The organism is Hyphomicrobiales bacterium, from assembly GCA_039989895.1.
Classification (GTDB): Bacteria; Pseudomonadota; Alphaproteobacteria; order Rhizobiales; family JACESI01; genus JACESI01.
The window spans coordinates 269,402-289,410 of record JBDXGY010000004.1 but is presented as its reverse complement, the minus strand read 5'-3'; the positions used below and the strand labels follow the sequence as shown (position 1 = coordinate 289,410).

Below are 20,009 nucleotides of genomic sequence, written 5' to 3'. Positions count from 1 at the left end.
CTTACTATGACTGAAGTCAGCAGAAAACAGAAACTGGATCGATATCTTTCAGCGGATACTGAGATTGCAGGTCGCTTTCAAGCTGAACAGATCAATTCTGTTTTGAGATTAATGCCATTTATGATGACGATTCATGCAATCGTTGGGGTTATTCTCATTTGGTTATTTCTAAATGAGGCAGAACCCATTATTTTGTTGAGCTGGGGCATTGCCTTGGCAGCGGTTATTTTAAACAATCTTGATAGCTGGCGACGCAACCGAATTCAGGAAATTGACAGGCATTCAGAAAGTGCCGTTCGCATGATGACTGCGAATGCCATAGCTTTGTCTTTGGTTTGGGGTATCGCGACAATAATGCTTTTTCCCACCGCTGATTTGAAACAGCAATTAGCTCTTGCTTGTGTCATGATTAGTATGATGGGTATTGGCGCCTTTTCACTCGCCTGTTTGAAACAAGCAGCCTTAAGCTATGTAATCGTTTTTACGATTTGCTCTATCTGTGCTTTATTAATGACACGAGATGGTTTTTTCTTGGCTCTATCAGGGTTGCAAGGTGTATGGGCACTTGCCGTGACTGTCGCTGTGATTCAACAATCCTTTTTATTCGCTGAAAGATTGATGACAAATTCAATTATTCAACGACAAACTGTTGTGCTGTCAGCTCTTGAAAAAGACTTGAATGAAACAGTGAAGGCATATCGTTTTGAGACTGATAAAAACGGGATATTCCATAAAATAGAACGGCATTTTGCACTAAAATTAGGTTCTAGCGCTGCGGAATTGCTAGGCACTTCTTTTGCCGAACTCTTGGCGGATGATCCGACTTTAATCAATAACCCATGCTATAGATCGTCTAGTCAATTTCAAGAATTATTATCAAATGGAATTGCTTTCCATGAAAAATTAATCTGCACAAAATCGTCACAGGGTTTGAATTATTGGCGTGTGTCTACACGGATGGCTCAATTGAGCAAAGGAGATGATATTGGCTTTCGCGGTTTTGCAAGGTCGGTGAATCAAGAAGTCGCATCGATGAAGGCTGCGAGTAAAGCTCATGTGATTAATCTGGAAACTGGCCTTGCAAATCAGAAGGCCTTTGAACGAAAAATTTATAAACTTCTCGCGGCTAATTTGAAAAAGCGGGTTCATTTTTCCTGTATGGTCGTTGAATTTGTGAACTTCAATAAGATGCTGGATGAGATTGGTGTTGACAGAACGAGTGAGCTGTTAAAAGCCATCGGCGAACGGCTCAATAAAGGCGTGGCTGGGCGTGGGTTTTTAGCGCATTTTGGTGAAACTGGATTTGGTGTTTTATGTCCGATAAAAAACGACCCTGAAAAAGTTTTACAAAGCTTGTCATTGCTGTTGAGGCAAGAGCTAGTGATTGATTCCAAACGGCTGATGCCTGAAGTGCGCTTTGGCTGTTCGTTGGTTCCCCATCATGGCAAAACAGTCCCGGCACTTATCGGGAATGCACAAAAGGCCAGCAATATGGTGAATGCTAAGGATTCTAAAAATTGGTGTATTTTACCAAAGCCTGGGATCGACAAACAAACGCAGCTAAGAGCTTAATTGCCACTATAAAGCTGGCCCATAAGGGTTTTATTCAGCGGGTGTGAGTTTCGCTTTTTGCCGTCTTTTTGTTTCTATTTCACCAATACGGCCCTTGATGTTAGCAGGGGTATTCCGTGCTTTTTTATGATCCTGTTTTATCGCTCTTGCGCGCCCTTTTAGTTTTTTCAATGGTAAATCTTGAGCTTCATCAATGGATACGTTCAACGGTTGCCAATGGGTGCCGTCGGAGCGGGTGACATCTTGTAAAATATAACTGTCGCGTTTTGCGTTATGAACACACATGGAAACAGGACCATCACGTGTCATGGTCATGAAAACGCAGGCTTCGCAGCGGTCATGATCCAGCGCATGGGCATGCATGAAGTTGTGAATATAAAAGGTGATCAGGTCTGGGCGCCGTTTTGTTTTCCAAAGCCCATGGCGAAGCGCATAAGCTTTGCGCACAGCATAAGAAAATCCAGAGCTGAGTATGCTTAAATGGCCGTTTAAAAGTTTGACCGCGAGCTTGAAGACGGAGCTCACAGGTTTGTGGCGGTTTAAAAAAAGTCGCCTTGTGAAAGGAAACAGCTTTTCATAAAAGGCACGGTCACGTTCTTCAAAAGCGCACACACGTTGATCGCCTGCCACAAGACATTTGGTATAGCGATTACACTCTAGATGCCCGATTTGAGGAAACTCAAAATTTAAGGGCGTGCCGGCACCTTTGCTAATCAAAGCCATGACACGCTCTTGTGTTATGGGTTGGGTGCGTTCGCGTATCGTGCCGCGCCCTGTGTCGGCGATCATTTGAAAAGAAGCCAGATGGACGTCCCTCGCATGTTTTGTGAAAAATCGGCTTAGCATGTCTATATCGTTGATATTGCCGTCAAAAACGGTGGTATTAAAGAGGATTTGTAGTCCAAGGCCACGCGCACGGTCGATATAGTCTTCACGCAGTGTATTGAGAGCCTCTTCGCTGTCATAGCCTTTGCGTTCTTGGGTCATGTCAACGTGAAAAGCCACATCTTTCAGGCCTGCTGCTTTAAGGTCACGCAGCAAGGGGCGGGTGGCTTTTATGCCATTTGTGAACAAGGCTCCTCTGAGGCCACGCTTTGCCAGATATGCAACAATGGCAATCAGTTCGTCACGCTTTCGCAAGGTCGGATCACCGCCCGTGATCTGCACATTTGTATTGGCGCCATAATGCTCTGCTATTTGATCGATGCGCCGAAATACTTCATCCAAAGGCAAGTCATGCACTGCTTCGGATAGATCAGATAAATAGCATGCTGTGCAGTCGAGATTGCAGCGCTGTGTTATTTCAAGCGCGACACAGCCAATAGCAAAATGGTGACCAGCCACCTGCATCGGATTATCTAGATTGGTCGACGTTATGGCTTCGCGTAGCGGTCTTTTAAGGTCGGCGTGAGGCGCAGGTTTTGGGCTAACGGGCCAAGATTTGATTTGTTCAGGTGTGAGCGTTGGTCGGTCTTCAGTATTGTTATTCAACTCATTTTCTCCGCACCCATTTCCATCCGGTTATCATTGGCCAGAATAGATTTTCCCGTTTCCATAGATGATAAAAGGTAATGGCGGCAAAATGCAAAACAATCAGTATCAATATAATGCGAGATGATTGGTAATGAATTTTATTGGCAAAGAGAACCCAACTGCTATCGATGTATTTTGACATGGGGCCTGAGGCGAACAGGCCGTCATCTTCAGCAAAAAATCCGGTTGTGACTTGAATGGACAAGACAATAAGAAGGGCAACAACCGACAACCCACCAATCGGGTTATGGCCTTGGATGCCGCTTGGGGTGCGGCGTTTTATGCGCTTGATATAAGCAACTAATTCTGTGCGATGTGGGACTATATTCTTGAATTGTGCCGATGGCGGACCATAAAACCCCCAATAGAGCCGAAAAGCCAAGAGCCAGCCGGTCGCTTGTCCAAGATACATATGCCAATCAATATTACTGAACGTGCGATATTCACCCAAATACCAACCGATCATGACTGATACGGCCAATAGCCAGTGAAACAGGCGACTTGGAAGATCCCAAATTTTAGCAAGCTTAAGCTTGCCATCAAGGCTGGTTGGCGCGGGTGTTTGTTGTCGTTGCTTGTTGGGCGCCATAGGTCTTAGAAGTCTTTGGCGCGGTATTTCTCATGACAGGCTTTACATTGTGCACCAAGGGCGCCAACGGCCGGTGCGAGAGCGTCTTTGCCATTGCTTGCAACAGTTTGTAGGTCGCCTATCGCTGTGCGCCATTTCCCGCCTATTTCACTTACACCGGCAAAATCACTCCAAATATTTGGTTGCGCGCGGGTTTTTCCCTTTTTTGCAACATTGTCAGAGCCTTTTGGGTAAAGCGGACCAATGTGAAGGGTTGAAATTGCTTTGAGATTATCGGCTGCATTTTGCGCGGCCTCAGCATTATACTCAACCTCTCCTTTGACTATGGCAACAAGCTGGCCGAAGTTGAATTTGATCAATTGATAATAGGATTGGCGGGCTTTGATTGTGTCATCAATGGCATCGGCAAAAACGGGTGTTACTATACTTGCCGAGAGAACAGCTAAGGTTAGCATTTTTACTAAATAATGTTTCATTGTTCTAAATCCCTTTGAAAATTCGGATCATAAAATATGAGGCATAGTAATTATGGGCCAGCGTCAATATTTGGTCTGGCAAAGAGTGTTTATGGCGCAACCAAGAAGACGTGATGGGCTAAATAAGGCAAAAAAAAGGCACCTTGAAGATGCCTCATTTAAAAATATTTTGGGAAGTTTAGTCTACCGATTTAAGGTCGCTTGCGTTTGTTTTGCCGTTACGCTCTTCCAGTTCATATTCTACTTTTTGGCCTTCATTGAGCGTGGACATACCTGCTCGTTCAACTGCTGAAATATGTACAAATATATCAGATCCGCCGTCATCTGGTTGTATGAAACCATAGCCTTTTGTGGCGTTAAACCACTTTACTGTGCCGCTAGCCATTATAATCTCCTTCAATCATGGCGCGTCCCTCTAGCAAATGAGAGACATTTAAACCGTGTCTTGGGAGTGAGTATTCAAGTCAGGCGATGCGAAGTTTAGTCTTAGTCGTCAGTCTTGTTGTCAGTCATTCAAAACAGGTCTTATGATCAATTATAAGGTAATTTCAGCTAATTGGCGAGTGGGTAATTAAAAAACATTAATAACTTACATAAGTACTTGTTATTCTGTGTTGCTGGAATCACTTGAAATAGGCACAAGGGACTAATGAAATGGTCTTCTCAACAAGATGATGCTTTGCGCGATGTTGCGCGCTGGTTATCCAATCGTGATTCCCAGGTTTTCCGGCTTTTTGGCTTTGCGGGAACAGGAAAAACCACGCTTGCGCGTCATTTGGCTGAAGGCGTGGATGGCGAAGTTGTTTTTGGTGCTTTTACCGGAAAAGCGGCCCATGTGCTGCGCCAAAAGGGTTGCGCGGGGGCATCGACGCTGCATTCGCTGATTTATCGGCCTGCGGGCACCAGCGAGGATGAAGAGGACGAGGGGGCTGAACAGCCGCTTTTTGCTATTCGTCGAGATGCGCCGGCGTCAGAGGCCGATCTTATCATCATTGATGAATGCTCTATGGTTGATGAGGAGCTGGGGCGCGATCTGTTGTCTTTTGGGGTGCCGGTATTGGTACTCGGTGATCCGGCGCAATTGCCACCAGTTAAAGGTGGTGGGTTTTTTACCGAACATGAGCCAGACATCATGCTGACAGAGGTGCACCGTCAGGCGGCTGATAATCCGATTATTCGCATGTCTATGGATGTGCGCGAGGGGCGTGATCTGGATTATGGCACCTATGGCGATAGCCGGATGATCAGGCGAGGGGATATTACTTCCGAGGTTATCTTAGAGGCAGATCAGGTTCTTGTTGGCATGAACCGCACAAGGCGACTTTATAATAATCGCATCAGAGAACTCTTGGGTTATCGTGACTGGCGGCCGGCGGCGGGTGAAAAACTGGTTTGCTTGCGTAATGACAAGAAAAAAGGCCTCTTGAATGGTGGCACGTGGAGTGTTGCTGCATCCCGTTCACCGCGCAAAGGTATGTTGCGACTTGATGTCGAGCCGGATGACGAGGTGCTTGCTAAAAAGGTGGCGGTTTCAGTGGCGCCCGAGTTTTTTCAAGGCACTTATGAAAAACTGCCCTATCCCAAACGTCGCCGTTCCGATGAATTTGACTATGGCTACGCTTTGACAGTGCATAAAAGCCAAGGCTCTCAATGGGATCATCTGGTGTTGTTTGATGAGAGCGGAGCATTCCGCGAACATCGCGATCGCTGGCTTTATACAGGCATCACAAGGGCTGCGGAAACGCTCACTCTTGTGCGATAAAGCTGATTAATTTCAATATTTTATGAGTTTCACTCTGTGAAGTGAAATTTTATCAATGGTGCGATCGATGAGGTGAGGACTTCTTCTCAAGATAGCGCCTTATGCTCTTGGGTAAAAACCATTTTTTGCGGCTGAATTCTTTGAGCATTTCTTGTTGCAAAGTAGGCGCATTTTGATCGTTCATGACGAGACCGGCAATTTTGGCGTCGTTTTTAGTCAGGTTTTTTACCGCTGTTTCAATGGCTGCACGGGTTACAGCATAGGTGCGACAAACCAAGACCACAGCATCACAAGCAGCCGCATCAACACCACCGGCAACGTTTCCAGAAACTGGTGCTTTATCTGTATTTTCTACTTGGGGTAAATCAACAACAATCTGCTGATAACCTTCAAGCTCGCTTTTCAGCATTTCTTGCAATTCACGCGCATCGCGAAAGCCGTGTTGATCGCCTTTGGCAGGGTTGAGAGCAAGGATGTCGTAGCCTTCGGATGTCCGCCAGATTTCCTGTCCGTTGCTTGTTTTACCGATAAGATCGGCCTCATTTGGCATAAAGGGATCATCCGCTTCGCGCGAGATATCCATCAGCAGGGCTTTTTGGCCTGAGGAAGCGCAACGTTTGGCCAATGATTTGGCAAGTGTGCTGACACCGCTTTGGGTTTGTGGACTGGTCACACCAATGGTTCGCGCACCTTGGCCAAAAGTGCGCGTATGAATGTCTTCTACTTCCTTCAATAAATTGGCATTCATTTTCCCAACCTCTTTTTTACTCGATACATTTTTTCAACTCTCTCTCAAGGCGACAATCGGTGATGTGCCTGATATGGGGCCTTGTACTTTGCCCCATGCGAATTGTGATCTGTCTGTCATATAAACCGTGCCGTCTGGTCGAACGACGGGCATTAATGTGGCTAATTTCTGCTGATTTTGAATTGTTGTCGCAATTGGCTTATTGAGGGCATTAACAAAGCTTATTTCTTTGTTTTTTAACGTTTTATCGTCTGTTCTGACTGGAGAAATGGTTGCTAAATTATCCGTAGCCAACGCTTGTCCCTGTGATAAGACATCAAGCATCATCACCAAGCTTGTCATAAAGACAGCCAGCGCTAGTAAAGCAGGTGAGGTGATGGTGTGGCGTGGTTTCATATCAAATAGAGCGTAGGCGCACCGGAAGGAGGCTTAGGCCGCAACACCTTCTTGATTTGATGCAATCAATCCTTGCATCCGCAGATGCGTTAGAAGCCGTAAAGGCTGTCCGCTGATATTATGAATTGTCAATTTGAAGCCTGAAGAAAGTAGACGTTTATAAAGAAAGACAAGGCCGCCTACCCCGGAGCTATCAATAAACTCGACGCCTTTCATATCTAATTCTACGTTTTCTTGCGTATCGGCTAGTTTATCAAATATCTCACGCATGTCGGCCATTGTTGCCGCATCCATATCATCTTCAATTTTTAAAACTCTGGACATTTCCATTTCCCCAAACATTTTTCGATCAGATGGTTTTTCCCATCAAGTTCTTTATCAGCAAGGGCCGTGCCTAATTTTACGGAGGTATTTGGGCTGGAAATGCGCATTTTCGAATGATTGATGGCGGTAAAATGATGAAAATGCGAATTTTTTTGCAATTTGCGAATAGAAAAGAGTCTTTTGCAAATCGTGCTTTGCAAATTGCAAAAAATCTTATCTGTGAATTCTAATTAGCATTTGCATTTAGCAATTATAAAAACAGATTGGCGTGAAACATTTTCATTTGAACGGCCGAATAGTGCGGTTTTAGGTTATTTATTTTTGAAATAAAATTGTTCCAAGTTCCAAAGTTGGCACGAGCATTGCTCATATGTTAGCGCGGGCATTACTCCATGTATCGGAAAATACCTGCACCAAAGGAGCCGCTTCAATTCAGATGAAGAGGTATCTGAAATGAGCTATTTGGAGTTTGAAGGATATGAGTATTAGAAAAGGCACGATCCATGTTGTGCAGCGCATGACGCCAGGCGGGATCGAATTGATGGTACGTGATCTGGCCAGTCAGTTGCCAGGCGATAATCGGATATTCAGTCTGGAAGGCACACGCAAACAGATTTTGCACACATGGCCGGAAATGGAACCCTATGCGAAACAAATTCGCGGATTTTCCAAAGGCGCAGGCATTAATCCATCCTTATTGCTAAGTTTGCGCAGTACTTTCAAACAACTTAAGCCACATGCGGTCGTCACCCATCATGTTGGTCCTCTTATATATGGTGGCCTGGCGGCACGATTGGCCCAAGTTCCTGTTATAGCTCATGTCGAGCATGATGTATGGCATTATGCTCATCCACGTAGACGGATGTTGACGCAGGCTGTGTGTTCTCTGGTGCGTCCACGCATTGTTGGTGTGTCTATGACTGCGGCTGATACGATATCTGCCATCACCGGCTCTAAAGATGTTCGCGTGATTAACAATGGTGTTGATACAAAAAAATTTACGCCAGAAGATAAAGCCGAAGTGCGCCAGCGCTGGAATATTCCGGTGAATGCGCCGGTTATTGGTGCGGTTGGCCGTTTGGAATTGGTGAAAGGCCATGATGTTCTTTTAGATGCCATGATAGGCCTGCCGGAGGGTGTTGTTTGTGTGATTGTCGGCGCAGGCACCCAGTTGAATAAACTTAAAGAGAAGGCCAAAGCGCTTGGCATTGAACATCAAGTGATATTTGTTGGAAATGTTGCTGAAACATCAGAAATTTACTCTGCCTTTGACGTTTTATGTTTGCCATCCCGTGCGGAAGGCTTGCCTTTGACCATTTTGGAAGCTCAATCATGCGGTGTGCCTGTGGTTGCAACGGATGTTGGGTCTGTTCGCGATGCTGTTTGTCCTGATATTGGACGGGTTGTTACTCCTGAAGATCCGGAAGAACTGGCTGTGGTGTTGCTGGATATGTTGCGTGATCAAGAACTGCCGTCGCCGCGTGCATTTGTGGCTGAAAACTTCAGTTGGACTAAGACGCTCTCGTCTTATGCGAAATTGGTGAAGGCCTAATACTAATGATAAGTAGCACTATCCCGGCTTTAGTCTTTTGGGCGGCTTTAGTCTTTGTGGTTTATAACCACATTGTTTTTCCTTTGTTGACCAGATATGGCGCGCGCCTTGTCCGTGCGGTGCGCACACCTGTGCCGGTTATACCGATGATACCTGCAGATAAAGATTTGCCAAGCATCGCGATAGTTGTGCCAGCTTACAATGAAGAGAAATATATTGCTGGTAAGATAAAAAACTTGAGCCAGCTCGATTATCCAGCAGATAAGCTTAGCATCATTATAGCTTCCGATGGTTCAACAGATCTAACACTGGCCAATGCCAAGGCCGCTATAGCGGATGTATCTACGATTGATATCGACATTAGGGAATATACCCAAAATACTGGTAAAACGGCGGTTTTGAATAGAGTCATGCGCCATATTGACGCTGACATCGTGGTCTTTAGCGATGTTTCGTCTGTTGTTGAACCAAATATTTTGAAACGCTTTGCAGGCCATTTCGTCGATGAGAAAATAGGCGTTGTCAGCGGTGCTTATCGGCTTGATGCGCCGGCCTCAAATGGGGAGCGTGCCTATTGGGATTTTCAAATTGCTTTGAAGCGTGATGAAAACACAATTGCAGCGATGATGGGTGCGCATGGTGCTTTTTATGCTATACGCGGCCGCCTATACGAACCGTTGGAAGCTGACACCATCAATGATGATTTTGTCATACCCATGCGGATCGTAGCTCAAGGCTACCGAACTGTTTATGATACGGCGGTTGTGGTGCGTGAACTTGAGCCAACAAATTCAAGTCAAGATTTTCAGCGCCGGTTGCGTATTTCACAAGGCGCAATGCAGCAGATGATGCGCTTGACCGCTCTTTTTAACTGGAAAAGACCTCATGTCGCAGCTGTTTTTGCATCTGGCAAAGTCTTAAGAGCTTTGGTTCCCTTTTTATTAGTGCTGATGGCTGTGACAAGCTTTGTTTTGACAATGCAAGGTGTGGCTTTTTATGGATTGCCTTTAACGGGAATGGCTCTTTTAGTGGCAATGGGGCTACTACAACTGCAAGACAATCTTGAATGCCTGCCTAAGCCTATGCATCCTATCGCATATTTGGCTGCAGGGCATATGGCTGGTCTTATTGGTGGGGCGCGATATCTCTTTCATATGGGGGGATATAACAAAGCTGAGGTTCGTGAAGAGGCTGAGTTGGAAATGGGGTTCATCAGTTCTGAAACCCGTGCCTGCAAGCGTCTTTTTGATATCTTGATTGCAAGCATTTGTTTGATTGGTTTTGTGGTTTTGTTTCCTTTCATTGCTTTTGCTATCAAAATGGACTCAGCTGGACCTATATTTTATCGCCAGCTGCGTGTTGGTGCACGCACCGAAACCCAATCAAAATTGTTCAGACTGTTTAAATTTCGCACCATGTCCATTGATGCTGAAAAGTCGACTGGCGCGATATGGGCCAAGAAAAATGATAACCGAATCACGCGTGTTGGGAATTTTTTGAGAAAAACGAGACTAGATGAGATTCCGCAGTGTCTAAATGTATTACAAGGCGACATGTCCATCGTCGGTCCACGCCCTGAAAGACCGATCTTTTTTGGCCGCCTTGAAAGAGAAATTCCCTTTTATTCAGAACGTACTTACGGCATTCGCCCTGGTATCACTGGTCTAGCCCAAGTTATGGTGGGATATGACGAATGTGTGGAAGACGTAAGACAAAAGGTGCTTCACGATCATGTGTATGCTACAAGATTAGGCAGGCTCATGGAATGGATGAAGACTGATATTTCTATCTGTTTTAGAACTTTTGCGGTCGTGATCCTCGGCAAAGGACAATAAACCGAAAGTTCATTGCAGCCTTAATGGTAGCGTAGAAGTGCTTTGAGAAAATGTTGGGGCTAGTTTTCTTATTAGAAGGCTAATTTGTGCCACCGAGTTTATGCATCTACCCTCCCAATGATGCTTTTGCGGCTTCGGTGACACTTCCCTAACCATTTTCATTAAAGATTGGCGTCCGGTATTCCTTCCTGCCGGACGTCTTTCATAATTCATTGGCGTTCGGTTTATATGCCTGGAGCGCAAGATGAACGAAAAAGACCAGATTTCAAAAGACAGCAAATCACAAAATAACCCGTCTGAAGACGCCATGTCACAGGAGATTGTCGAAACGCGGCATTCTAAACCTTGGCGCGTTGTTGGGCTTTGTGCCTTGGCATTGTTGTTAGGCGCTTTGCTCGCTGTTCCCATGTTCATTCCGCTTGAAAGTGAGATAATGAAAGTGGCGCAAAGCTATTCGTTTATTCAGCCATTTGCGGCACTTCTTCTTGTTGCGATGACATTGGTCGCGGTGGTTACATCATCTGCTCAACCTGCGGTGAAAGATAAAGAAGGCGCATCTGACACGAGCGAAGACGATAAAACAGCTGATTTTCTGGCAGATGCTCTTGAAAGTGTGACTGAAGGTTATGCGCGGTTTGATACGCGTGAAGATCTTGTTTTCTTCAATACGCCTTTCATAAACTTATTCCCTGATCTGATTGATGACTTTAACGAAGGTGTTTCTTTTGGCAGTTTGATGCGCAAGGCACGGCGCAAAAAGTCATTTCTTGATGTGGAAGAATACGATGTTTTTGATGAGATTATGGAAGGTTGGCAGAAAGCAAATGCCGAGCCGATTGCCATGCCTATGGCGGATGGGCGTTGGCTGACCATCACAATATCTGAGCGTGTTGATGGTACCCGCATTATTCTTGTTAGTGATGTGACCGAACTTAAAGATCGCGAGATGGCTCTCATCGAGGCGCAAAAAGATCTTGAAAATAAAGCATCTGAAATGTGGAACTTGGCGGTTAAGGCGCAACAGGCAAGCCGTGCAAAATCAGATTTTTTGGCGGTGATATCCCATGAAATTCGTACGCCTATGAATGCAATTGTAGGTATGTCAGACCTTATTTCAGATACGAAGCTTGATAAAATACAAAAGAAATATGCCGCAGGCATTGGTGAGTCAGCGGACCATTTGTTGACCTTGATCAACGATATTTTGGATTTTGCGCGCCTTGATTCAAGTCATTACAAATTAGATGAAGCACCGTTTGATTTGCCTCAAATGATTAATTCTACAGTAGAAATGTCAAGGAATTTGCCGCGTGCTAAGGGTGTTGAAATTGTTTCATCCTTGCCAAAGAATTTGCCAAGAGCGGTCGTAGGTGACTTTAGCCGTGTCTCGCAGGTGCTCCTCAATCTTTTGTCCAATGCGTCGAAATTTACGGAAGAGGGCACGATTGAAGTCGGTGTCGAAATGATTGAGCGGGTGAAGGGGCGGGTACATATGCGCTTCTTCGTTGCGGATACGGGGCCAGGCATTCCTGAGGTATTGCGTAATTCACTGTTTGAGCCTTTTGAAAAAGACCGCACTTGGGCTGTGCCCCACCGTGAAGGACTATCAAATAACGGCACTGGCCTTGGCCTTGCTATCTGTCGCAAGCTTGTTGAATTAATGGAAGGTTCGATTGATTTCGACCATACCCGCACGCAAGGTACGAAAGTCAGTTTCGAACTTGTGTTTGATGAAACAAGCGTGAAAAAAATTGCGCCGCTCAAATCTGAAAAACCTGATTTTAGCGAAGACATGCCATCTCTACGCATTTTGGTTGCAGAAGATACGCCAGCAAGTCAGCTGGTTATTAAAACCATGTTGGAAAATCTAGGTCATAAGGTGCAAACGGCAGTCAATGGACAAGAGGCCGTTAAAGCGATGGATGATGGCGTTTTTGATGTCGTTTTGATGGATCTGGAAATGCCGATTATGAACGGTATTGAGGCGACTGAGGCGATCCGCGAAATTAAGGGTGCGGTTGGTGAAACACCAATCATAGCGCTCACTGCTCAAGCCCTTGAAAGCCGGCGCAAAGTGGCGCTCGAAGCGGGTATGAGTGATTATCTTATTAAGCCATTGCGGATGAGTGATCTGAAGAAGGTTTTGTCCGGTGTGGCCTCCGATGTGGCTGTGGCCGATGCTGTGCGCGCGCTTGAAAAAGCAAAGCCCAATAAAAAACGAACCGTTAAACCCAAGAAGGAAAAGGTAAAGGCCTTTGAGCCAGAGCATTTCGACGCTGTTCTCTTGGCTGATATGGCCGAATCTCTAGGCTATGATGATTTCATGATGTTGTTTGATAAATTTCAAAAGAATGCCGTTGAACAGCTTGAAAAACTGGATGGAGCGATCTTGGATAAAGATGATGAACAGATTGCCTCTGTCGCGCACCGCCTTGTCGGCTTGTTCTCTCAGTTCGGTGTGCAGCAGGTGGCAGAAATTGCGGTTCAAGCAGAAACAGCTAAGAGTGCCGCAAAGCGGATCAAAATTGCCCGCTCCTTGCAAGAAGGAGGTGTAGCCTCCTTGTCGCATGTTGAGCATATGCTCAATGAAAACGTGTTTTTCCCAGACAGGAAGGCGGGGTGAAGCCCTCCACATATTTTCACCTCCTCTTAACCCTGTTCGTTTACTTTTAACGTGAGTGAAAGTGCAATATGGGAAGGGGTGCGATGACACCCCACTGAGTGAACGCGTGCTGGAAGACAATAATAATCATTCAATAGACGCAAATCAAAAGTGCTCTCACGTCTTACTCGTTGAAGATTCCTTCGCACTATCCGAAACCTATAAAGCTTATTTGAAGTCTGAAGGCCATGAGATTACCTGTGTAGAAACAGGGCAGGCGGCGATGGATATCATTGCGCAAAACCCGCCTGATGTTGCTGTTCTTGATGTTCATCTGCCGGATATGAATGGCATTGAGATGCTGAAAGAATTGCGCGAGCGCGATGTGCCAACAGATATCATCATCATCACAGGGCAGGCTTCGGTGAATCTTGCCGTTGATGCCATGCGTGAGGGCGCGGCTGATTTCATTATGAAGCCGTTTACTGCTGAGCGACTACGTGTCACGGTTCGCAACGCTACAGAGCGGCGCACGTTGACTGCAAAAATCGAGAAAATACAGGAAGAATTACACCGCGATAAATTTGTGAGCTTCGTTGGTCGTTCGCCTGCTATGCAGACGGTCTATCAAACATTACAAAATGCAGCCGGTTCTGATGCCACAGCTTTTGTGCGTGGTGAAAGCGGAACGGGTAAAGAGCTTTGTGCCGAGGCACTGCATAAGTTATCAGGCCGCAAAAATGGTCCACTGGTGACCCTTAATTGCGCCGCCATCCCACGCGATCTTTTAGAAAGTGAAATTTTTGGTCATGTGAAAGGCGCTTTTACGGGTGCGACGCGTGACCGCAAGGGTGCGGCTCAGCGGGCCCATGGTGGCACATTATTTTTGGACGAGATTTGCGAGATGGACCTCTCGCTGCAATCGAAACTATTGCGCTTTTTGCAAGAGCGTACCGTGCAACGGGTTGGTGATGATGTTGTTCTATCCACGGATGTGCGTATCGTTTGTGCGACCAATCGCGACCCTATGGCTGAAGTGCAGGCAGGCCGTTTTAGGGAAGACCTGTTTTATCGTTTGCATGTAGTGCCAATTATCTTGCCGCCTCTGCGTGATCGCGGTGATGATGTGCTGCTGATAGCCAATCATTTTCTCGAACTATTCTCTGCTGAAGATGGGAAATCATTCGCAGGGTTTGCTCATGATGCTGAAATGGCGCTTATGGCCTATCACTGGCCGGGCAATGTGCGCCAACTGCAAAATTTGGTGCGCAATACGGTGGTGATGAACGCGGGTGGATTGATCGATCGGACCATGCTGCCAGTGGAGCTTGCGACCATCGGTCAAACGGCTGGACCATCAGCTCTTCATTTAGAAAACCCAACACTCGCCACAATGCCTATGCCAATCTATGCTGCGCCCGCTTTGCCGGTTGATGCGCACCTTGAGCCAATGATGTCGAGAGAGGCATCTCAACAATCGCCTCCTATTGCTTATCAAGCAGAAACAGGAAATCCAGTTACAGATCAATTGATTGGTGGTGCTTATCCTGTTGCTAAAAAAGTACACGAACCCTATGGGCAGGATGAAATACACAATGCTCAGCCAGTGCTTGGCGGCGAGGAAGAGCATCTTTTGCGTACGAAAACCCGTGCTGATATTACAGCACTTGATCATGTCATTCGTGAGACTATTGAAGAAGCAATCCGCATTTGCGATGGCTCTATTCCAAAAGCAGCGCGTGCTCTTGATGTTAGTCCATCGACAATTTATCGGCGCGTACAATCATGGGCGGCGGCTGATGTTAAGCTCCGCGCAGGTGAAGATGAAGAGGCTGCTTAAAAGCAGCGCTGACCAATTTCAAATTTGAACAGCAACATCGCGAGTTTCACAAGCACTACTAAAAATCCGAGTAAGGATATTTTAGACAGTCATAGTGTCTCGATCACGCTTTCAATTTTATTTGCCTGTGCATCCCAGCTTTCGTGGGCAACAAAATCGCGGCGCAGTTGGTTGTATTGTTTGTCGTGCAGTGCTTTTTCAATCGCTCGTGTGAAGTCGTTTTCATCTTCTGTAACACGCACCAATTGCTCATAGCGTTTTAGGGCCTTGAAGCGAGTGGCGACGACTGGTGTGCCTGCTGCAAAATACTCGCGCATTTTTAGCGGGTTGCTTGCATCCATGTCTGGTCCTTGACGGAATGGCAGCAGAGAGACATCCCAGTTTTGTACATAACCAGCGAGCTCTTCGTGGCTGCGCTCACCTAAAAAATGCACATTTTTACAGGCTTGAAGACGCGAGCAATCTGTTTGGATTGGGCCGATCATCACAAAATGCCAATGGCTTAGTTTCTCGGCGGCTTGTGCGATCAGATCAACATGAATTCGGTCGCCAATGGAGCCGAAGAAACCAGCTATTGGTCCGTCGAATTGCATATCTTTTGGGCGCGGTGCAGGGGTCGAAAAAATGTCATGGTCGACGCCGTGTTCAATGAGCATAGTTTTCTCACGAGGAAAGCGATCTGCTAAATGTTCAGAAGAGGCAATCACAAGGTCAGCGCGTTCAACAAGGCGTCTTTCTGCTTCCATGACAGGCCCATGATCCACACCTTGCCAAGAATTGAAGTCATCCCCGCAATAATAAATGACGCTGCGCTCATCGAGCGTATCACAGGCTACAACTGCTGTTGGTAATGAGCACCAAAGAATTGGTTTTGATATTTTTGCACTCTTCATCTCTTTTCGGATTTGCGAAGACAGTGCTTTTTTATTGAAACGTGCTGCAAGTGGATTGCCGGGTAATGGAATGGCAACAGGTGAGAGAACGCGCATGTTTTCAGGAACAATATTGCTGTTTTCACGCTGCGGCTGAACAAGATGTTTTACGGTCATCGAATGGGCTTTTTGAAATAAGCGATGCATGTCTTCGCGGTTGAAACGCGGACGGCGCATGCCAATAGAATTGACCCAAAGCATGTTGCGATCGCCTGCGAGACGCTTTACCAGATGTTGCGTTGAACTTGGATGCCGTCCCCAGTCTTCGCCAAAAATGACCATATCGTGTTTCATCGTATTGAAGCCTCTTCAGCTGTGAGAGTGTTTTTATTTTCATCTGGATTGATGGGGCGGATAACGCGGGCGGGCACACCACCCGCAAGCACCATGGGCGGCAGGTCTTTTGTGACGACGCTGCCTGCAGCAACGATGGTGCCGTGTCCGATGGTGACGCCTGCGTTCACTACAGTGCCACTACACAACCACACGTCATCTTCCAAAATGATGTCGCCGATCTGATCTTGTGTATCCGCATCACCGCGTGCACGGGCAACAGGGTCTATCGGGTGGCCGGGATAGCCGGCAAGAAAGCATTTTTTTGATAAGCGCACATTGTTGCCGAATACGACTTTCGTGCCTGAAGCAATGGTAACCTGCCAACCAATACCGCATTTATTACCAAGGATGAGTTCCGGCTGGATGTCGCCGTTGCTGCGTCCGTTAAACGTGGTGGCGCCAAAAATGTCACAATCATCGCCGATGGTGATTTTTAAAGGACCAAGAACCAAGGGCATGGCTTTTTCCAAAAACAATCTTTTTGCGGGCTGTTCAAGTTGTGTTTGAAACATTGGCGTATAATAAACAACGCGCAAAAAATTGCGCCATAGATCGCGGGTGCCGCAGTGCAGGCGATAGAGTGTTTTATGCAGACCGGGAATGACGGGCATTGATGCCTTCTTCGCGGTGTAAGCGCATTTGTAGATCAATCTAGCAAGAGGATGTTCGCGCTGTTTGACCCAGCTGCGTAATGTAAAACCTTTGGTCATGATATTTTTCCTCTCAAGGAAATATTATCATCTAAAGGGTTCCACAAAATATCTTTTGCAGCTTCCTGTGTTTGCTGTTTTGTATTTTTCAAAATGGATATGTCAAAATGGATAAGCCGTGTCAGGAAGGCACTTGCAGCAATGGCGCAAAGACCGACAGTTGTCCAAAGGATAAGCGCTATTTTATCCGTCGCTGGAGGAGCGGTTGAAATGATCAAAGCTGTGAGCAGCCCTATTGCTGAGATGCGGCCCAGCGCATAGGGAATGGCAATCTCTTTTTGGCCAAGTAATAAGAACAGACATAGTCGAACGCTTTGTGCGAGCAATGTTGCGGCGATGGCACCTGCAATCCCATAGGTTGGAATCGCTATCCAATATCCAACAAGGGCGACTATGGCGGCGACCGAGTTTATTGTCATAACCAGATAACCGTGGTCTTTGCGGTAAACACCTAAATTGAGCAGACCATTGCTTTCATTGAGCACGGTGATAGCCACAAGCCACGGTAGATAGACGACAGCCTTCATATATTCTGCTGGCATTGTGATGTGAATGAACAGCGGCGCTGCAAGGCTGATGATGGCGGCACTTAAGAACAAGATGACAAATCCAACACTGATAATGCTTGCAACGCGTTCACGCCCTTGCGGTTGTGCGAGAATTTCATAACGCTGCGCAAACCACCACAGACTAAAGGGTTGCATCAAGAGAGGGGCTGCAAGCGCGAGTTTTGTTGCAACAGCATAGTGGGCAAGCGAAATATTGGATACAGTTCCCACTAAAAACCAGCGGTCTAATGCACCAAGCGCGAACATGGCAAGTGAGCCGCCTACAAGAGGCAAACCATAATTGAATGTGCGTTTGAAAGCTGCCAGGTGGAAAGAAACGCCTGTGCTGCGGATCATGGAGCTTAAAATGATTGTGGCGATTAAGATGTCGACCACTGCATTGGTGTAGAGGATGGTTTCAATATCATATCCAGCCCATGCCACGCTGACCGTGGAAAGGGCGAGAAGAAACCCTCGCATCGCTGTGAAGATGAAGAATAAGAAAGGTTGGTTCTTAAGGCGAACCCACGCGAGTGGCAAAGCGATTAAACCGGAGAGTGTTGCAGCAAAAAAGCCCGCGCGGATAGCGCCTTCACCAAATTCAATCGGTAAGCTTGCCAAAAATACAGGGACGAATAACTGAACGGTGATGCCCAACAGAACAGCGAGTATGATGCCAGTACCAATGATTTCAGCAGCTATTTGAGATTGCTTGGATGCATTTTTTTGATTGGATGCGAAGCGAAAGAGGGTGTCTGCAAGGCCTAAGGCAAAGATGAGGCCTAGGAATTCCATAAAGCTGACGACCACATCGAGATGTCCATAGTCAGCAGGGCTGACGAAATTGGTCATCAAGGGAATTGTTAGCAGACTGAAGCCCTTGGTGAGCACAATGCTCGCCATATAATAGCCTGCAGCTGGGATTTTGTTAAAAAAACCTCGCATCAAGAAGCTTCACGGACTTTGTCGCGGGGTTTTGATGGCTCTATCATTTCAAATAAACCGGAAAGCGCGCGGGCTTGTGTGTCGAGTGAGTAATGCGTTTTTACGCGTGTATGTGCGTTTGCGTTCAGTGCTTCGCGTTCCATATTATCAAGCGACATGAGTTTAACGATTGCCTGTGAGAGCTGATGTGGATTGCCCGGCTCAATTAGAAGGCCGGTATTATCAGTGATGATTTCACAAATTTCTTTAAGAGAGGTTGTGATGATTGGCAGACCCATGGCCATTGCTTCTTTGATGACCAAATATCTGGTGTCGTGCATACCATCACGTGATGCTTTGAATGGGAGGATAATGCCTTTGTAATGAGGGACATTCGATGCAATCCATGATGTGGGACGAAATCCAAGAAAGGTAATTTTTGTTTTTAGAAGGCCATTTTCATTGGCGCGCTTTTCAAGTGTGTCACGCAAAGGTCCATCACCAACGATATCGATTTTGGGACATTGATCACCAAGACGCGTTGCCGCTTCAAGGATATCTTCAACCCCTTTACGGTGACGCAGCCGGCCGACAAATATGAGTTTGTCATTATCAGCTTTATTTTTGGCTGCTGGATAAAAGCGCTGTGTGTTGACGCCGCAAGGCACCATGGCAACTTGTGCCTTCGCATTGTAGGCGGCGAATGCTTTACTCATCTCGTCACAAAGACTGATGACAATGTCAGCGGATTTAAGCTTGAGCTTTAAATCTTCCGGCTCTTTGTAAACATCAAGACCATGGCCAACGAAAGAGACAGTTGCTCCAATCCAGCGGGCAGCAACTATGGCGTGCGCTGCAACCCCATTAGCGGAGTGGGCGTGCAGATGATCGCATCCATTTTCGCGGGCAACCGCGGCAATTTTAAGCGCGTTGCCAAACAGCGAATAACGCGGCAACGTTTTTTGTGCAAAAATAAATGACAGCGCTTTGGACGCATTTTTTGAAGGATACTTAATCTCATTGGTTGCTCGACTGTTTGGAACATGATTGAGATATGTTGCTGTGGCCGCTAGTAGAAAGTCTTCTGGTTGGGCTGGGCCATCCTCTTGTTTAAAAGCAATCAGCACGACCTTGTGTCCGCGAGCTTGCATAGCGCGGATTTCATTACCGATGAATGTCTCCGATAAAACGGGGAAACTTGGCACTATGTATCCAATTGTCTTCATTTGATATTAGTCCATTTTGCTCATTGTGGTGCGAATAGGCACTCATGCTCTCGCGCATAAGACGCAAGGTTGGTGCCAAGACGCGATAATTCGCCATATTTTCT

General features: G+C 46.4%; 17 protein-coding genes. 6 read left to right on the top strand and 11 right to left on the bottom strand.

Features of this window, described 5'->3' with window-relative positions; genetic code table 11:
• The first annotated feature begins 6 nt into the window (after positions 1 to 6).
• Complete coding sequence (locus ABJ081_04700) at positions 7 to 1,572, top strand: diguanylate cyclase (GenBank protein ID MEP6355962.1); 1,566 nt, start codon at positions 7 to 9, stop codon at positions 1,570 to 1,572.
• 30 nt (positions 1,573 to 1,602) lie between these two features.
• On the opposite strand, the gene ABJ081_04695 is transcribed toward ABJ081_04700, so the two are convergent.
• The 4 genes from ABJ081_04695 to ABJ081_04680 all read right to left on the bottom strand — a co-directional run bounded on the left by ABJ081_04695 (position 1,603) and on the right by ABJ081_04680 (position 4,555).
• A complete protein-coding gene (locus tag ABJ081_04695) occupies positions 1,603 to 3,063 on the bottom strand; it encodes a radical SAM protein (GenBank protein ID MEP6355961.1) in 1,461 nt (486 codons plus the stop codon).
• A 1-nt stretch (position 3,064) separates the two neighbouring features.
• Positions 3,065 to 3,694, bottom strand: a complete 630-nt coding sequence (locus ABJ081_04690; protein MEP6355960.1) for a cytochrome b/b6 domain-containing protein — start codon at positions 3,692 to 3,694, stop codon at positions 3,065 to 3,067.
• A gap of 5 nt (positions 3,695 to 3,699) precedes the next feature.
• Positions 3,700 to 4,170, bottom strand: coding sequence for a cytochrome c (locus ABJ081_04685; protein ID MEP6355959.1), 471 nt, complete (start codon positions 4,168 to 4,170; stop codon positions 3,700 to 3,702).
• A 178-nt stretch (positions 4,171 to 4,348) separates the two neighbouring features.
• Positions 4,349 to 4,555: a cold-shock protein gene (locus ABJ081_04680; GenBank protein MEP6355958.1), complete on the bottom strand. Its 207-nt coding sequence runs from the start codon at positions 4,553 to 4,555 to the stop codon at positions 4,349 to 4,351.
• Positions 4,556 to 4,819: 264 nt separating this feature from the next.
• Here ABJ081_04680 and ABJ081_04675 point away from each other — a divergent pair, with 264 nt between their 5' ends.
• Entirely contained in the window at positions 4,820 to 5,932 is a 1,113-nt protein-coding gene (locus ABJ081_04675) for an AAA family ATPase (protein MEP6355957.1), read from the top strand.
• 52 nt (positions 5,933 to 5,984) lie between these two features.
• Here the strand turns inward: ABJ081_04675 and ABJ081_04670 are convergent, their stop codons facing one another.
• The 3 genes from ABJ081_04670 to ABJ081_04660 are packed head-to-tail and all read right to left on the bottom strand — an operon-like array spanning position 5,985 to position 7,400.
• On the bottom strand, positions 5,985 to 6,680 hold the full coding sequence (locus ABJ081_04670) for a hypothetical protein (GenBank protein ID MEP6355956.1): 696 nt from the start codon (positions 6,678 to 6,680) through the stop codon (positions 5,985 to 5,987).
• Between the two features lie 33 nt (positions 6,681 to 6,713).
• Positions 6,714 to 7,076: a hypothetical protein gene (locus tag ABJ081_04665; GenBank protein MEP6355955.1), complete on the bottom strand. Its 363-nt coding sequence runs from the start codon at positions 7,074 to 7,076 to the stop codon at positions 6,714 to 6,716.
• Between the two features lie 33 nt (positions 7,077 to 7,109).
• Positions 7,110 to 7,400, bottom strand: coding sequence for an STAS domain-containing protein (locus ABJ081_04660; protein ID MEP6355954.1), 291 nt, complete (start codon positions 7,398 to 7,400; stop codon positions 7,110 to 7,112).
• Between the two features lie 478 nt (positions 7,401 to 7,878).
• Between ABJ081_04660 and ABJ081_04655 the strand changes: the two genes are divergently transcribed.
• The 4 genes from ABJ081_04655 to ABJ081_04640 all read left to right on the top strand — a co-directional run bounded on the left by ABJ081_04655 (position 7,879) and on the right by ABJ081_04640 (position 15,229).
• Positions 7,879 to 8,952, top strand: coding sequence for a glycosyltransferase (locus ABJ081_04655; GenBank protein MEP6355953.1), 1,074 nt, complete (start codon positions 7,879 to 7,881; stop codon positions 8,950 to 8,952).
• 5 nt (positions 8,953 to 8,957) lie between these two features.
• On the top strand, positions 8,958 to 10,787 hold the full coding sequence (locus ABJ081_04650) for a sugar transferase (GenBank protein MEP6355952.1): 1,830 nt from the start codon (positions 8,958 to 8,960) through the stop codon (positions 10,785 to 10,787).
• 244 nt (positions 10,788 to 11,031) lie between these two features.
• On the top strand, positions 11,032 to 13,410 hold the full coding sequence (locus ABJ081_04645) for a response regulator (protein MEP6355951.1): 2,379 nt from the start codon (positions 11,032 to 11,034) through the stop codon (positions 13,408 to 13,410).
• A gap of 61 nt (positions 13,411 to 13,471) precedes the next feature.
• Positions 13,472 to 15,229 (top strand): sigma-54 dependent transcriptional regulator, encoded by a 1,758-nt coding sequence (locus ABJ081_04640; protein ID MEP6355950.1) that lies wholly within the window; start codon positions 13,472 to 13,474, stop codon positions 15,227 to 15,229.
• Between the two features lie 89 nt (positions 15,230 to 15,318).
• On the opposite strand, the gene ABJ081_04635 is transcribed toward ABJ081_04640, so the two are convergent.
• From ABJ081_04635 to ABJ081_04620, 4 genes are read right to left on the bottom strand one after another with little or no spacing between them, the layout of a single operon-like run.
• The gene (locus tag ABJ081_04635) at positions 15,319 to 16,455 is read right to left on the bottom strand and encodes a glycosyltransferase (protein MEP6355949.1); all 1,137 of its coding nucleotides are present in this window, start codon (positions 16,453 to 16,455) and stop codon (positions 15,319 to 15,321) included.
• Complete coding sequence (locus ABJ081_04630) at positions 16,452 to 17,207, bottom strand: hypothetical protein (GenBank protein MEP6355948.1); 756 nt, start codon at positions 17,205 to 17,207, stop codon at positions 16,452 to 16,454. Before ABJ081_04630 ends, ABJ081_04635 begins: the two co-directional genes overlap by 4 nt.
• Complete coding sequence (locus ABJ081_04625; GenBank protein MEP6355947.1) at positions 17,204 to 18,658, bottom strand: lipopolysaccharide biosynthesis protein; 1,455 nt, start codon at positions 18,656 to 18,658, stop codon at positions 17,204 to 17,206. The genes ABJ081_04630 and ABJ081_04625 overlap by 4 nt, the downstream gene beginning before the upstream one ends.
• A gap of 41 nt (positions 18,659 to 18,699) precedes the next feature.
• Positions 18,700 to 19,905, bottom strand: coding sequence for a glycosyltransferase family 4 protein (locus ABJ081_04620; GenBank protein ID MEP6355946.1), 1,206 nt, complete (start codon positions 19,903 to 19,905; stop codon positions 18,700 to 18,702).
• Positions 19,906 to 20,009: the final 104 nt, after the last annotated feature.

What these genes read in the sequence shown, in the direction of transcription:
- ABJ081_04685 (MEP6355959.1), bottom strand. Translation starts at nt 4,170, where the DNA reads ATGAAACATTATTTAGTAAAAATGCTAACCTTAGCTGTTCTCTCGGCA.
- ABJ081_04660 (MEP6355954.1), bottom strand. Translation starts at nt 7,400, where the DNA reads ATGTCCAGAGTTTTAAAAATTGAAGATGATATGGATGCGGCAACAATG.
- ABJ081_04670 (MEP6355956.1), bottom strand. Translation starts at nt 6,680, where the DNA reads ATGAATGCCAATTTATTGAAGGAAGTAGAAGACATTCATACGCGCACT.
- ABJ081_04635 (MEP6355949.1), bottom strand. Translation starts at nt 16,455, where the DNA reads ATGAAACACGATATGGTCATTTTTGGCGAAGACTGGGGACGGCATCCA.
- ABJ081_04630 (MEP6355948.1), bottom strand. Translation starts at nt 17,207, where the DNA reads ATGACCAAAGGTTTTACATTACGCAGCTGGGTCAAACAGCGCGAACAT.
- ABJ081_04655 (MEP6355953.1), top strand. Translation starts at nt 7,879, where the DNA reads ATGAGTATTAGAAAAGGCACGATCCATGTTGTGCAGCGCATGACGCCA.
- ABJ081_04700 (MEP6355962.1), top strand. Translation starts at nt 7, where the DNA reads ATGACTGAAGTCAGCAGAAAACAGAAACTGGATCGATATCTTTCAGCG.
- ABJ081_04620 (MEP6355946.1), bottom strand. Translation starts at nt 19,905, where the DNA reads ATGAAGACAATTGGATACATAGTGCCAAGTTTCCCCGTTTTATCGGAG.
- ABJ081_04690 (MEP6355960.1), bottom strand. Translation starts at nt 3,694, where the DNA reads ATGGCGCCCAACAAGCAACGACAACAAACACCCGCGCCAACCAGCCTT.
- ABJ081_04650 (MEP6355952.1), top strand. Translation starts at nt 8,958, where the DNA reads ATGATAAGTAGCACTATCCCGGCTTTAGTCTTTTGGGCGGCTTTAGTC.
- ABJ081_04645 (MEP6355951.1), top strand. Translation starts at nt 11,032, where the DNA reads ATGAACGAAAAAGACCAGATTTCAAAAGACAGCAAATCACAAAATAAC.
- ABJ081_04665 (MEP6355955.1), bottom strand. Translation starts at nt 7,076, where the DNA reads ATGAAACCACGCCACACCATCACCTCACCTGCTTTACTAGCGCTGGCT.
- ABJ081_04680 (MEP6355958.1), bottom strand. Translation starts at nt 4,555, where the DNA reads ATGGCTAGCGGCACAGTAAAGTGGTTTAACGCCACAAAAGGCTATGGT.
- ABJ081_04625 (MEP6355947.1), bottom strand. Translation starts at nt 18,658, where the DNA reads ATGGCGAGCATTGTGCTCACCAAGGGCTTCAGTCTGCTAACAATTCCC.
- ABJ081_04675 (MEP6355957.1), top strand. Translation starts at nt 4,820, where the DNA reads ATGAAATGGTCTTCTCAACAAGATGATGCTTTGCGCGATGTTGCGCGC.